Below are 13502 nucleotides of genomic sequence, written 5' to 3'. Positions count from 1 at the left end.
CGACAAGGGCTGCTGCCTGCCCCTGCCGCGTGGGGATTCAGGCTTTCAACTGGCGCATGCCATCGGCCAGCAGCCAGAGGGCGCGATTTAGTCGGATGTTTTGGTCGATGCCCTGCACCGGGCGGGTTTGCTGTCGGCGCCCGTTGGCGCTGCGGCCACGCAGCCCGCCTTGGGTCAGGTTTTCTTGGGTGCGGTTGAACACGCTCCACAGGTCGGGGCGGCGGTCGTCGAAGCGGCGCGGCATCAGGATTTGCGATTCCGTGATGGGCGCGGGCTTGTCGGGGTCGTCGTACTTGAGGGCGAGCGCGGCGCGGGCGAACACTTCGGATTCGCCATCGTCCAAGGTGATGCCGCGCATGGCATCGCGCGATTCCTTCACCCGATCGAAACCGCTCAAGACTTCGTAAGCCCCCTCAATGACCAGACCGGCCACGTCGCCTTTATGGGGCACTCGCACATCGGCCACGGTGTTGCCGCAGACAAGGCCATTGCTGCACACGAACCGGAACATTCCGGCCAGCATCTGATAGCTGCTGGTGCCGTCGTGCGAGTTCAGCAGCACGATTTCGTTGGCCTCCGCGCCGTTGATCTGGCTGGCATGGCGCAAGCGAATCATGTGTTTGGTGTGCTCGCGCTTGCCTTCGTCGCGCACGCGGGTTTGCGTCACCATGAAAGGCTGGAAGCCTTCTTTGCGAAGCTCGGTCAGCACGGCGGCGGTGGGGATATAGGCGTACCGCTGCGAACGGCTCTCGTGCGGGGCATCCGCGAAGATGGACGGGGCCACGCGGTGAATCTGGTCGTCGGACAGCGGGTAATCGCTGCGCAGCGAGGGGGAGCGGAAAGCGAAACGGGATGCGAGTTGCATGGTCTTTCTCCTGACAAAAGAGGTTTGCTGTTCACACCGCACACCGGATTTCTAGATTCGGAGCCCAGCCTTTCGGCTGTTTGGTGCGGTCGGCACGAGGAACCCGGTTGGCCCTGTTGCCACCGTCTTTCCTGAGTTCATCGCCCGCGCCCAAAGGAGCGCGCGGACGGGGGCCGTCAAGGAGCCAAGCGCAGGGTTGGTGCGGCCCGCAGGCGCAGCCGAGGACACGGCCCTGCGCGCCTTGACGGCACACGGTCGCGGGCTACGGTCGCGGGTAAGGTGATGAAGTCAGGGGAGACGGCTGGACAAGGCAACGGCCATCCCTTTGTGCTGACCGCACGCAAGCGAAGCGCGCAGGCCCGAAGCTGGAAGCCGGGCCGTAGGCGTCAGCGATGCGGAAGGCTGGCGAAGCCAGTCCCGCCAGGGATGAGCGACTAGCGAACCTGGAGCAGCGCGATCCGCGAAGCGGAGACGCAAGAGGACTCTTCGTTTACCATTTGTTTCGCAAGCAAATGATGGGAAAGCAAGAACACGGAGATATAGAGATGATTGTCTGCATCAACCGCCTCAAACAGTTCGGAATCTTCAGCGACTTCAATGGAACGAAGATCCAAAAGTTCGGCCGGTACAACCTGGTCTATGGTTGGAATGGAACAGGCAAGTCAACGTTATCGAATCTATTCTCTTGCTTTGAGCTTCGCTCGATGGTTCCCCGCTTCAGCACGGGCCAATTTTCAGTAGTTCTGGAGGATGGCTCAACGATCACGGAATCCACACTCCACTCATCCCAATTGAATATTCATGTTTTCAATCAACGCTTCGTGCATGAGAACATTGATTGGGACAAATCCGTAAAGAGCATCCTTCTTATTGCGAAAGAGAAGATTGATGACTTGCAGAAGCTGGAGAAGCTGAAGAGCGAGCTTCAGTCGAAAAAGAAGGCTCACGACGACAAGCAAAGCGATATCAAGAAGCAGCGTGAGGCATTAGAGAAGTTCCTGACCAATGCTGCCAAGAAAATGAAGCTTGGACTTCAGGCGATTGATACGAGCGACAGTTATTACTTGAATTACGACCGCCGCAAGCTCTTCAACTTCATACAGAATAACGGCGAGACAATTATCAAGGCGGAGTCGGTTCTTCCAGATGAGAGGGTTATCGACCTTACGAATGCCGCCAAGCCAGATCAGCTTCCAAGCATTGCTTTCGCCTCAACGGCCATTGAGCCGGACTACTTTAAGAAAGCGGCGGGCCGCATCAGAGATTTGATTGGGACTACGGCGGTCAATCAAGCAATCCAGCGGCTGACCGATAACCCGGAAATCCGCGAATGGGTTCAAGCAGGCTTGGAAATCCATAAAAACCACGACTCGCAATCCTGCGAGTTCTGCGGCTCTCCGTTCGCCCAGCTTCGTGCCGAGGCGCTTGCTGCCCACTTCAGCAAGGAGTTCACGGAGTTTCAGAGCCGACTTCAGAACGCGGCGACATGGATTGAATCTCAAGGCGCTCCAGCTAATCAGTTTCCCGCATCGACCGAGTTTTATAAAGAACTATCGGCCGAGGCAGAGAAGCTTCAAAAGGACTACGCAACTGCTGCTGAAAAGATCGACCAGCAAATCGACGCCTGGCGGGAAGCCCTGAAGGCCAAGATCACAGACCCTGGGAAGACAGACATTCAGATCTCGGATGTGGTTGAAGACGATGTCACCAATTTCAATGACATCCTGAAATCGATTGTTGCTCTCGTTGGAAAGCACAACAATAAGACTTCAAATTTCAAATCTGAGACCTCAAAAAGCAAGGTGGCACTGGAGCTTCACTTTGCTGCGGCTGAGGTGCAAGAGTTTGACTATGCTGGAAGTGAGAAGAAGTGCAATGACCTTGAGTCAGAAGCAAAGAACGACCATAAGGAAATTGAAAAAATTAGTCTAGAGGTCGGAGCCATAGAAGCGGCGCTCTCGAATGAAACGGTCGGGGCAAAGGAGTTCAATGACATCCTGCATCGCTTCATTGGCCGCTCTGAGCTTTGCCTGAACTTCAATCAGAAGAAGAAAGGCTATGAGATCATCAGAAACGGGGTTGGTGAGCACGATGGGAATTTGAGCGAAGGTGAGAAAACTGCGATTGCATTTGTCTATTTCATCACGAAGCTCAAAGAAAATGGAAATAACATCAAGGATACGATCGTCGTCGTTGACGATCCGGTCTCAAGCTTTGATTCTAATCACTTGTTTCACGCCTACTCGTTTTTGAGAACGCAATGCACTGAAGCCAAGCAACTTTTTGTGCTGACTCACAACTTCACTTACTTTAAGCTAGTGAGAGACTGGTTCACTGGCACCAATAGGAATCGAGTCAAAAAAGGCAACGCCGAGAATTGCTTCTTTTATCGCCTGGATGCGCCACCTGGCTCCCCTCGTCACTCCCTACTTGTGGATGCCGACGACTCACTCAAGAACTACGGTTCCGAGTACCACTATATCTTCAAGAAGCTCTACGAATATAGGGCGCACACAACACTCAATCGAGATGAGGCGTTCTTGACCGCCAACCTCGCCCGAAAGCTTGTTGAATCGTTTTTCACCTTCAAATATCCAAGGCGTCGAAGCGACATTAGTCAATTGATGGAGGCTGGCCTAAAAGATTGCACCATCACGACACCAGAGCTTAAAGAAAAAATCTACCGCTTTATCAATAAGTATTCACATAGCGACGTTATTGAGATAACAGAGGAATCCGCAGAAAACTTGGCAGGCGAAAGCCACAGCGTCATCGGGAACATCTTCCAGTGGCTGGAAGAGGTGGACAAGAAACATTACGACGAGATGATTCAGGTTGCGACGGCCTGAGCATCAGGCCGCGAGGGCCATAGCTATGCCACCAGGCGCAGCAAAAAGGGGCCGAAGCCCCTTGGGCTAGATCAGCCCATGCTCGGCGAACGATGCCGTTTCGTTGCCCGCAACGATGATGTGATCGAGCACGCGCACGTCCACCAGACCCAACGCTTCCTTGAGCCGCTGGGTCAGCGCCCGGTCAGCCGCGCTCGGCTCGGGGTTTCCGCTCGGATGGTTGTGCGAAACGACGACCGCCGCCGCATTGAGCCGCAGCGCCTCCTTGACCACTTCGCGCGGATACACCGACGCACCGTCAATAGTGCCGTGGAACATCTCCCTGTATTCGATCAGACGATGGCGCGTATCCATGAACAGCACTACGAACACCTCATGCTCGAAGCTGGCCAACTTTGTACGCAAGTATTCCTTGACCGCCGCCGGCGAAGTGAACTCTGCTCCGCGCCGCATTTTCCGGTCAATGACCTGGCGCGCAGCTTCCAGAATGTCGTCGGCCGATGCCGGTAGATAGCGCCCGTGCGCGTCGCGCACCAGCAGACAGGAATCGAACGAGGGAAAGGACAGTTGCGACATGATCGTGCTCCGGTTGCTCGGGCGGAATTGCCCGGAACCGGCGGCAGCACGGCGCAGCGCAAGCAGTCAGGGGTCGCAGACGGCCGCCAGGACGCAAGCGCGCATGGCGCGCGCCGCCCTTGACGGCGAGAACGCCGTGATACGGTGAAGGGAACAGCAAGACCGCCCACACCCGCCCACTGCACAGAGTCGATTTTTGGCAAGCGGAGCGCGCAGGCCCGGATCAACGAGCCGGGACGGAGGCGTCAGTGATGGAAGCCCGACAGGGGCGAGACTCGCGCAGCGAAGCTCGATGCGCAGCACGACAGCGCGACGGCGGCACGCCGGGACGCCCGACTGCTTGGGACAGGACTACTCGTTGTCCGTCTTGCGCTGCTCGATTTGCAACTGCGCCCGTTGCGTTGCCTGTTGCAGCCGCTCCACCAGCACGCCCCTCGGCGGCAAGGCGGTCAGATACTCGGCAACGTGGATGCCGGACTTGTCCAGCTCCAGCAATTCGATCTGCTCGCGCTTCTTGCCGGTGCAAAGGATGATCCCGAGCGGCGAGGCTTCCTCCGGCTCCCGTTCGTGCTTGTCTAGCCACCGAAGGTAAAGCTCCATCTGCCCTTTGTAGGCCGCCTTGAAGTCACCTACCTTCAACTCCACCGCAACCAGCCGCCGCAGCTTGCGGTTGTAGAACAGAAGGTCAAGGTGGAAATCCTCGTCGTCGATCGGAATGCGCTTCTGCCGGGCGACGAATGAGAAGCCCGCGCCCAGCTCCAGCAGGAAGGACTCCATTTCACGGATGATCGCCGCTTCCAAGTCGCCTTCCTGCCAAGTGTCCCGCAGGCCCAGGAAGTCGAGGATGTACGGGTCGCGCATGACCAGGGCCGGCGACATGCGCTGCGCATCGCGCAGGGTCGCCAACTCCTGCGCTATGGTTTCTTCCGGCTTTTGGGAAAGCGCCGTGCGCTCGTACAGCATCGAGTCGATACGCTCGCGCAGCGTCCGCACGCTCCAGCGTTGGGTGCTGGCCATCTGTGCGTAGTAGTCCCGCTGGAGCGGGTCTTTCAGCGGCATCAGGGCGATGAAGTGCGTCCAGCTCAATTCTCGTATCAGTGATACGAGAATTCGCTCGTCGGGGAAGGTGGCGGCGAACTGCACCATGCGGCGCAAGTTCTGCTCTGCAAAGCTGCTGCCGTACTCCTCCACCAACTGCGCAGCCAAGGTGGGCAGAACTTCCTTGCCGTAGGCGCCCCGGCGCCTGTCCAAGACCTGCGTGTGGATGCGTTGGCCGATGCGCCAGTAGAGCATCGTAAGCTCGCTATTCACCGTCGAGGCGGCGCGCAAGCGCGCCGCCTCGATCAGTGCCCGAATGTCGCCCAGCAGCGCCGCGGGCGCTGCGAGCGATGCTGCTGATGGCCGGCGCCCGTTCATGCCACCGCCTCCGCAAGCTGCCGCGCGCCCGTGATGGCTTGGCGGCGGCTGGCCACCAGCTCGGCCGCCTCGCGCACCGGCTTGTCCTCGGTGTGGACGTAGTGCATGAACATCGCCACGGTCTTGTGGCCCGTCAGCTTCATTCCCACTTTGGTCGGCACACCGGAATTGGCAATGTCGGTGGTCGAGCGATGACGGATGCCGTGCGTGCCTACGTGCGGCACGCTGGCGGCCTTGAGCGTCCGGCACCAGCCGCCATAGTGCTCGCCAAAGGTCAGGTGCTTGGCCGGGTCGTTCGGCGACGGCAGGACGTAAGGGCAGCCTTCCAGACGCGGCGCCGTCGAAAGCAGCCGATAGGCTTCCTCGCTCATGGGCTTGGAAATGCCGCCAACCTTGCTGTCGGGCCACACCACGCGCCGGTTCTCGAAGTCCAGCCAGCTCCATTCGAGCGGGCAGATTTCGGAGCGCCGCGCCGCAAACTCGAATTGCAGCCGGATCGCCAACGGGATGACGTAGTTCTCCAGCCCCTCCGCCTCCAGTTTCTCCAACTGGCGGAAGATCCGCACCATTTCCTCGTCCACGATGAGCCGGGTTTCCTTGCCCGGCGGGTACATCGGGACGTGGCGGCACGGATTCGTGCCGTCCGGGCGGAAGCCCCAGACTTCGGCCAAGTTGAACATCTTGCGCAGCACGCCGAAGGTCTTGTTGGCCTCGGTCGGCTTGTAGGCCAGCTTTTCCATGAGCCCCGCAATGTCGGGCCGCTTCACGTCATGCACCTTCTTGCGGCCCAGCAGCGGGATGATGTTGCGGTCGATGACGCCCTGGTAGCCGTCCTGCGTGCTGACCTTGTTGCGCTTCTTGGAGTAGTCCTCCATGAACTTTTTGCACAACTCGGCCATCGTGGGCGCCTTGCGCGCCTCGGCCTTGGCACCGCCGGGATCACCACCCCGGCGAACCTCGGCCAGCCAGTCCTGCGCTTTGACCCGCGCCTGTTCGACGGTTAGCTCCCCGTAGAGTCCCAGCGAGGGCTTGCGGGGCTGGCCAGAGTTCGTGCGGTACTGGAGCATGAACACCCGGCGTCCCGTCGAGGTAATCTTGCAAAGGAAGCCGGGCACGACGGTATCCCGTAGTTCGATGTCCTTCGCCTGGGGTTGCGCCGACTCTACGGCGGTCTTGGTGAGCTTGATCTTTGCCATGATGACTCCTTGGAACGACCCGGATTCCAGGAGCCAGATAGGAGCGGCGCGAGGGAGAACCGGGTCAAGTTTCAGAAAGCACCGGCATATGATGGAAGCGCGTAAGCTATTGATAAACCTGCTGTATCGGGCTACGTCGCAGTCCAGCGAACTACCGGGCTGGAGTCATCGTGAAACAAAAAACGAGCGGGCCTCTGACCCGGGAAACCAGCATAGGTTGCCGGGCCGGAACAGGGAAAGGTCGCAGGATATTTCAGCGGAGCGGCGCCCGCCCCTCGCAGGGCGGGCGCCGGGTCTCAGTTGGCGGCTGCGTCGTTGCTTTCGGCGGCGGCTTCCTCGGCGGGACGCTCCAGCGCCACCTGGCGGATCGACAGGCGGATCTCCGCCGGCAGCACGCGCTTGGCGGCGCCTTCGGCCAGTTCGCCGAGCAGTTCGTGGTAGCTCAGCTTGCCGGCCTCGTCCTTGCGCAGCACACGCAGGTCGAGAAGGGTCTGGATGAAGTGGCGGAACAGGCTCTTGTCGAAGAACTCCGGGGCGTTCAGGCCATGCAGGATCGACAGGCGTTGGGCCATCACGGTGCAGAGGTTCTCCAGTTCCTCGGCGGTCAGGGCGTTCTGCCCGGCGTTGAGCAGCAGGGCGATGGCCATGTAGAAGCGCTGCAGGGTCTGGGTCACCGAACGAGCGAGGAGGATCAGCAGCACGTATTGCCGCGAGCTTGGCGCCGGGCGGATGAAGGTGTCGTTCTCCTGGCGCAGCAGGCCCTGCTCCACCAGGGCCGCCAGCCACTGGTCGATCACCGCGTCGAGTTCGTCCAGGCTCCAGCGGATGAACAGTTCCGCCTGCAGGTAGGGATAGAGCGCGCGGGCGAAGCGCAGCAACTGTTCGCGGCTGATCCGCGAGTTGCTCTGGAAGAAGCTGGCGATCAGCGCCGGCAGGGCGAAGACGTGGAGGACGTTGTTGCGGTAGTAGGTCGCCAGCACCGCGTTCTGTTCGTCGAGATAGAGGATGCGGCCCAGCGCGTCCTTCTGCTCGGCCAGCAGGTTCATGCTCTTCACGTATTCGATCAGGGCCTGGCCGTCGCCGTCCGGCAGGGTCGCGCTGGGCGAGTAGGGCACCTTGCGCAGCAGCGCCAGGTAGAGGTCGAGGATTCGCGCCAGGGCGCTTTCGTCGAGGGCCTGGCGGCTGGTGGAGAGCAGCGCCAGGGCGACCAGGTTGACCGGGTTGATCGCCGCCGCGTCGTTGAGGTGGCGGGCGACGTCCTTGGCCAGCAGGTTGGTGGTCTGCGGCAGCCAGTCGGGGCGGTATTCCGGGCCGAGGTCCTGGTCCTGCCAGTCGGGCTGGTGGCGGTCGAGGAACTGGTCGAGATGGATCGGCTCACCGAAGTTCACCCAGACCTGGCCAAAACGCTGCTTCAGGGCGCCGACCACCTTGAACAGGTCGAAGATCGACTCCTTCTTCTTGGTCGCGCCGCGCAGTTCGCCGAGGTAGGTGCGGCCTTCCAGCACGCGCTCGTAGCCGATGTAGACCGGCACGAAGACGATCGGCCGGCGCGAGTCACGGAGGAAGCTGCGCAGGGTGATGGCGAGCATGCCGGTGCGTGGGTGGAGCATGCGCCCGGTGCGCGAACGGCCGCCCTCGACGAAGTACTCGGTGGAGAAGCCGCGGGAGAACAGGGTGTGCAGGTACTCGTTGAACACCGCGGTGTAGAGCTGGTTGCCCTTGAAGCTGCGGCGCATGAAGAAGGCCCCGCCGCGGCGCAGGATCGAGCCGATCACCGGCATGTTCAGGTTGATCCCGGCGGCGATGTGCGGCGGGGTCAGGCCGTTGCGGAACAGCAGGTAGGAGAGCAGCAGGTAGTCGATGTGGCTGCGGTGGCAGGGCACGTAGACGATCTCGTTGCCTTGGGCCACGTCCTGCACCCGCTCGATGTGGTTGACCTTGACCCCTTCGTACAGCTTGTTCCAGAACCAGCTGAGAATGACTTCGAGGAAGCGGATCACCGGATAGGAGAAGTCCGAGGCGATTTCATTGGCGTAGCGCAGCGCGATGCCTTCGGCCTTCTCCTGGGATATCCGTTCGCTCTCGCATTCCTCGTTGATCGCCTGGCGTACCAGCGGCGCGCGCAGCAGGCCCTTGACCAGGTTGCGGCGGTGCGACAGGTCGGGACCGATTACCGCGGTCTTCAGGTTGCGGAAGTGCACCCGGAGGATACGGTTGACCATGCGCAGCGTGCGTTCGTGGCCCTTGCCCTGTTCCACCAGCTCGCGCAGGTGGATCGGCGCGGAGAACTGCACGCGGGTCTTGCGTCCGAGGATCAGGATGCGCGCCAGCTTGCGCAGGCGCCCGGTGACCGCCCAGTTGTCGGCGAACAGTAGCTTCCAGGGGCTCGATTCGCTGTCCGGCGATTGTCCCCAGAACACGCTGACCGGAATGATCTGCGCGTCGTCGAGACCGTTCTGGCCGACCGCGGCGAGCATGCGCACCAGGGTCGGCGAGGCGCCGCGCTTGTCCTGGCGGCCCAGCCAGTCGGGTTCGGGCGTCAGGTAGAAGAATGCCGCCGGCTCGATGGCGTCGCCTACCGCTACCGGCATCACCGGACGCGGCAGCCCGGCCTTGCGGCATTCGGTATCCACTACCGCGAGATCGCTGACCGAAGGCTGTTGCAGCACGTAGAGCACCGGCTTGCTGCGGTCGATCTTCAGGGTGAAGGCCGATTGGTTGATGGTTTCCGAGCGTACCCAGAGGTACAGCAGGCGGCGCAGGGCGCCAAAACCAAAGCGGCGGAAAGGGTAGCGGGGCATACGGTGTCTACTGGCAGTTGATCGGGACCCGGCGTGACGGGCGCGGCTAGTTTGCCGCAATCCCCGGAGGGCCGCAAAAGAACGCAACGCGTCCTACGGCGAACGGCGGCGAACAGGTTGCGAATGTAGAACCTTCGGCAAGCGTTCGGGTTCTGTCACGTTTTGCCAAGGTTCTCCCGATGCCCCGTATTGCCAGGCGGCGGGGCGCTTCGGCTATAGTCCCTGCGCGTTTTTCGCGGCCCTGGCCGGACATGGCGGCGGCCGCCGGAACAGGTAGGGGACCATGATCGAAACAAGAAACCTCGGCAAACGCTTCGGCTCGCGGGTGGCGGTGGACGACCTGTCCTTCCAGGTGGCGACGGGGGAGGTACTGGGCTTCCTCGGTCCGAACGGCGCCGGCAAGTCCACCACCATGAAGATGCTCACCGGCTTCCTGGCGCCCAGCGCCGGCACCGCGAGCATTTTCGGCTTCGACATCCGCAACCGCACGCTGCAGGCGCAGCGGCTGATCGGCTACCTCCCGGAAGGTTCGCCCTGCTACGCGGAAATGACCGTGCAGGGCTTCCTCGATTTCATCGCCGAGATCCGTGGCTACCGTGGTGCCGGCAAGCGCGAGCGGGTCGCCCGGGCACTGGGGCTGCTGGAATTGGATGAGGTGCGCCGGCAGACCATCGAAACCCTCTCCAAGGGCTTCCGCCGGCGTGTCGGCCTGGCCCAGGCGATCCTCCACGAACCGCGGGCGCTGGTGCTCGACGAGCCCACCGACGGGCTCGATCCGAACCAGAAGCACCAGGTCCGCGAACTGATCCGCGGCCTCGCGCAGGAGCGCATCGTGATCATCTCCACCCATATCCTCGAGGAAGTCTCGGCGCTGTGCAGCCGCGCCCTGGTGATCGGCGGCGGGCGGCTGCTGGCGGACAGCACGCCGCTGGAGCTGGCCAGCCGCTCGCGCTACCACCAGGCGGTGACGCTCTACAGCGACGACCCCCTGGATACCGTGGCGCTGGCGGTGCTGCCGGGCGTGGCGGGCATCGAGGAGAACCCCGCCGAAGGCAGCCTGACCGTCCTGGCGCAGCCGGGCGCGGTGATCTTTCCCCAGGTCAGCGGGCTGGTCGCCGAGCGCGGCTGGCGGATCCGCGAACTGGACGTGGAGCGCGGCCGGCTCGACGAGGTATTCCGCAACCTGACCCGGGGGACGGAGGCATGAAGCAACTGCCGGTGATCTTCAAGCGCGAGCTGGCGAGTTATTTCGCCACGCCGCTGGCCTATGTGTTCATCGTGATCTTCCTGGTCCTGGCGGGCGTGTTCACCTTCTACCTGGGCAACTTCTACGAACGCAACCAGGCCGACCTGGCCTCCTTCTTCGCCTTCCATCCCTGGCTCTACCTGTTCCTGGTTCCCGCGCTGGCCATGCGCCTGTGGGCGGAGGAGCGCAAGTCCGGCTCGATCGAGCTGCTGATGACCCTGCCGCTGACCCGCTTCGAAGCCGTGGCCGGCAAGTTCCTGGCCGCCTGGGCGTTCGCCGGAATCGCGCTGCTGCTGACCTTCCCCATGGTGCTCACGGTGAACTACCTGGGCGAGCCGGACAACGGTGCGATTCTCGCCGGCTATCTGGGCAGTTGGCTGCTGGCCGGCGGCTACCTGGCCATCGGTTCGTGCATGTCGGCCCTGGCGAAGAACCAGGTGATCGCTTTCATCCTCGCCGTGGCCGCCTGCTTCCTGTTCATGCTCAGCGGCTTTCCGCTGGTGCTCGATGCGTTCAGCCAGTGGGCGCCGCAGTGGTTGCTCGATGCGGTGGCCTCGCTGAGCCTGCTGACCCGCTTCGATGCCGTCAGCAAGGGCGTCATCGACCTGCGCGACCTGCTGTATTTCGTCAGCCTGATCGTCGCCTGGCTGGCCGCCACGGCGGTGGCGGTCGACCTGAAGAAAGCCGAATGAGGGGGAGTCGATGAAACGCGTGTTGTCCTCTGGCGCCGGGCTGTTGCTGATCGCGCTGGCGTTCCTGGCCTTCAACATGGTCTCCGGCCTGCTGTTCAGCGGCGCGCGGCTCGACCTGACCGAGCAGAAGCTCTACACCATCAGCCCCGGCACCAAGCGGATCCTGGCCGGCCTCGACGAGCCGATCAACCTGTACTTCTTCTATTCGGATAGCGGTGCCCGGGAACTGGTGCCGCTGCGCAACTACGCCAGGCGCGTCGAGGAACTGCTGCGCGCCTACGAGCGCGAGGCGAACGGCAGGATTCGCCTGCAGGTGATCGATCCCGAGCCGTTCTCCGAGAACGAGGACAAGGCCACCGAGTTCGGCCTGCAAGGAATTCCCCTGCAGCAGGGCGGCGACAACCTGTACTTCGGCCTGGCCGGCAGCAACGCCCTGGACGGAGTCCAGGTCATACCCTTCTTCCCGCTCGATCAGGAGGAGTTCCTCGAATACGACATCAGCCGCCTGGTGCAGACCCTGGCACAGCCGCAGCGGCCGGTGGTAGGCCTGATGTCGTCGCTGCCGCTCAATGGCGGCTTCGACATGGCCAGCCGGCAGCCGACCTCGCCGTGGATGGTCATGGAGGAAATCCGCCAGCAATTCGACCTGCGCAGCCTCAAGAGCGATGCCACGGAAATCCCGCCGGAGGTCTCGGTGCTGCTGCTGGTGCATCCCAAGCAGTTACCCGAGCAGACGCTATACGCCATCGACCAGTTCGTCCTGCGCGGGGGCAAGCTGCTGGCGTTCGTCGACCCCTTCAGCGAGGCCGACAGCGGCAGCGATTTCGCCGCTACGCTGGATGGCGACAAGTCGTCCGACCTCGCGCCGCTGTTCGAGGCCTGGGGGCTGCGCCTGCTGCCGGGCAAGGTGCTCGGCGACGGCGCCTATGCGATGTCCATCAGTCTTGGCCGGGACCAGCGTCCGGCCCGGCATCCGGCCTGGCTCAGCTTGCCGCGCGAGGCGCTGGACCAGGACGACATCGCCACTGCCGGCCTGGAAAGCCTGACCCTGGCGACGCCCGGCATCCTCGAAAGGCTCCCCGGAGCGAGCACCAGCTTCACGCCTTTGCTGCAAAGCTCGGCCCAGGCGATGCCGTTCGATGCCTCGCGCTTCGGCCTGCTGCGCGACCCCGGCGATCTGATGCGCGAGCTGCGCCCGAGCGGCCGGCGGCATACTCTCGCCGCCCGTATCCAGGGGCCGGCGAAGAGTGCCTTCGCGGAGGGCATCGAGGGGCATCGCGAAGGCCTGAAGGAGGCGCGCAACATCAATGTCATCGTCGTGGCCGATACCGACCTGCTCAGCGATCGCATGTGGGTCCAGGTGCAGGACTTCTTCGGCCAGCGCGTGCCGCAGCCCTGGGCCGACAACGGCGCGCTGGTGGTCAACGCGCTGGACAACCTGTCGGGCACCGACGCGCTGATCAGCGTGCGCTCCCGCGGCCGGTTCAGCCGGCCGTTCGTGGTGGTCGAGCGCCTGCAGCGCGAGGCCGAGACGAGCTTCCGGCAGAAGGAGGAGCAGCTCAAGCAGCGCCTCGCCGATACCGAGCAGCAACTCGCCGCCCTACAGCAGGGTGCCGACCCGGAGAAGGCCGTCGAACTGACGCCCGAACAGCAGGCCACGGTGCGCCAGTACATGCAGGAGAAGCTGCGCATCCGCAAGGAGCTGCGCGAGGTGCAGTACCAGTTGAACGCCGATATCGACGCACTGGGCCGCACCCTGAAGCTGGTCAATATCGCCCTGGTTCCCTCGTTGCTCACGGTCGGCGTGCTGCTCGGCTGGCTCTGGCGGCGCCGGCGCATGGCCCGGGGAGGGCATTGACGC

9 protein-coding genes are annotated in these 13502 nt (G+C 62.5%); 4 read left to right on the top strand and 5 right to left on the bottom strand.

Features of this window, described 5'->3' with window-relative positions; genetic code table 11:
* Positions 1-37: 37 nt before the first annotated feature.
* Positions 38-865 carry a DUF932 domain-containing protein gene (locus VQ065_RS24465; RefSeq protein WP_003092327.1) on the bottom strand — a complete coding sequence of 276 codons (828 nt, stop codon included), beginning with the start codon at positions 863-865 and terminating at the stop codon, positions 38-40.
* Positions 866-1410: 545 nt separating this feature from the next.
* On the opposite strand from VQ065_RS24465, the gene VQ065_RS24460 reads away from it, so the two are divergent.
* Positions 1411-3714, top strand: coding sequence for an ATP-binding protein (locus VQ065_RS24460; protein WP_006379607.1), 2304 nt, complete (start codon positions 1411-1413; stop codon positions 3712-3714).
* A gap of 66 nt (positions 3715-3780) precedes the next feature.
* Here VQ065_RS24460 and radC read toward each other — a convergent pair whose 3' ends face one another.
* The 4 genes from radC to plsB form a co-directional block, all read right to left on the bottom strand.
* Positions 3781-4290 carry a RadC family protein gene (gene radC / locus VQ065_RS24455; RefSeq protein WP_003092330.1) on the bottom strand — a complete coding sequence of 170 codons (510 nt, stop codon included), beginning with the start codon at positions 4288-4290 and terminating at the stop codon, positions 3781-3783.
* A gap of 351 nt (positions 4291-4641) precedes the next feature.
* A complete protein-coding gene (locus VQ065_RS24450; protein ID WP_003092331.1) occupies positions 4642-5706 on the bottom strand; it encodes a PDDEXK nuclease domain-containing protein in 1065 nt (354 codons plus the stop codon).
* On the bottom strand, positions 5703-6902 hold the full coding sequence (locus VQ065_RS24445; protein ID WP_001062689.1) for a tyrosine-type recombinase/integrase: 1200 nt from the start codon (positions 6900-6902) through the stop codon (positions 5703-5705). Before VQ065_RS24445 ends, VQ065_RS24450 begins: the two co-directional genes overlap by 4 nt.
* 296 nt (positions 6903-7198) lie before the next feature.
* Complete coding sequence (gene plsB, locus VQ065_RS24440) at positions 7199-9703, bottom strand: glycerol-3-phosphate 1-O-acyltransferase PlsB (protein WP_003092456.1); 2505 nt, start codon at positions 9701-9703, stop codon at positions 7199-7201.
* Between the two features lie 283 nt (positions 9704-9986).
* On the opposite strand from plsB, the gene VQ065_RS24435 reads away from it, so the two are divergent.
* The 3 genes from VQ065_RS24435 to VQ065_RS24425 are packed head-to-tail and all read left to right on the top strand — an operon-like array spanning position 9987 to position 13499.
* On the top strand, positions 9987-10910 hold the full coding sequence (locus VQ065_RS24435; protein WP_003092453.1) for an ABC transporter ATP-binding protein: 924 nt from the start codon (positions 9987-9989) through the stop codon (positions 10908-10910).
* Positions 10907-11641: an ABC transporter permease gene (locus tag VQ065_RS24430; RefSeq protein WP_003092451.1), complete on the top strand. Its 735-nt coding sequence runs from the start codon at positions 10907-10909 to the stop codon at positions 11639-11641. The genes VQ065_RS24435 and VQ065_RS24430 overlap by 4 nt, the downstream gene beginning before the upstream one ends.
* A gap of 10 nt (positions 11642-11651) precedes the next feature.
* On the top strand, positions 11652-13499 hold the full coding sequence (locus VQ065_RS24425) for a GldG family protein (RefSeq protein WP_003092447.1): 1848 nt from the start codon (positions 11652-11654) through the stop codon (positions 13497-13499).
* The last annotated feature ends 3 nt before the right edge of the window (positions 13500-13502 follow it).

The organism is Pseudomonas sp. KBN10P06128 (assembly GCF_037574945.1).
GTDB classification, from domain to species: Bacteria; Pseudomonadota; Gammaproteobacteria; order Pseudomonadales; family Pseudomonadaceae; genus Pseudomonas; species Pseudomonas aeruginosa.
Note: the sequence above shows the minus strand (reverse complement) of the source record. Positions and strands in the feature narration are given on the sequence as shown.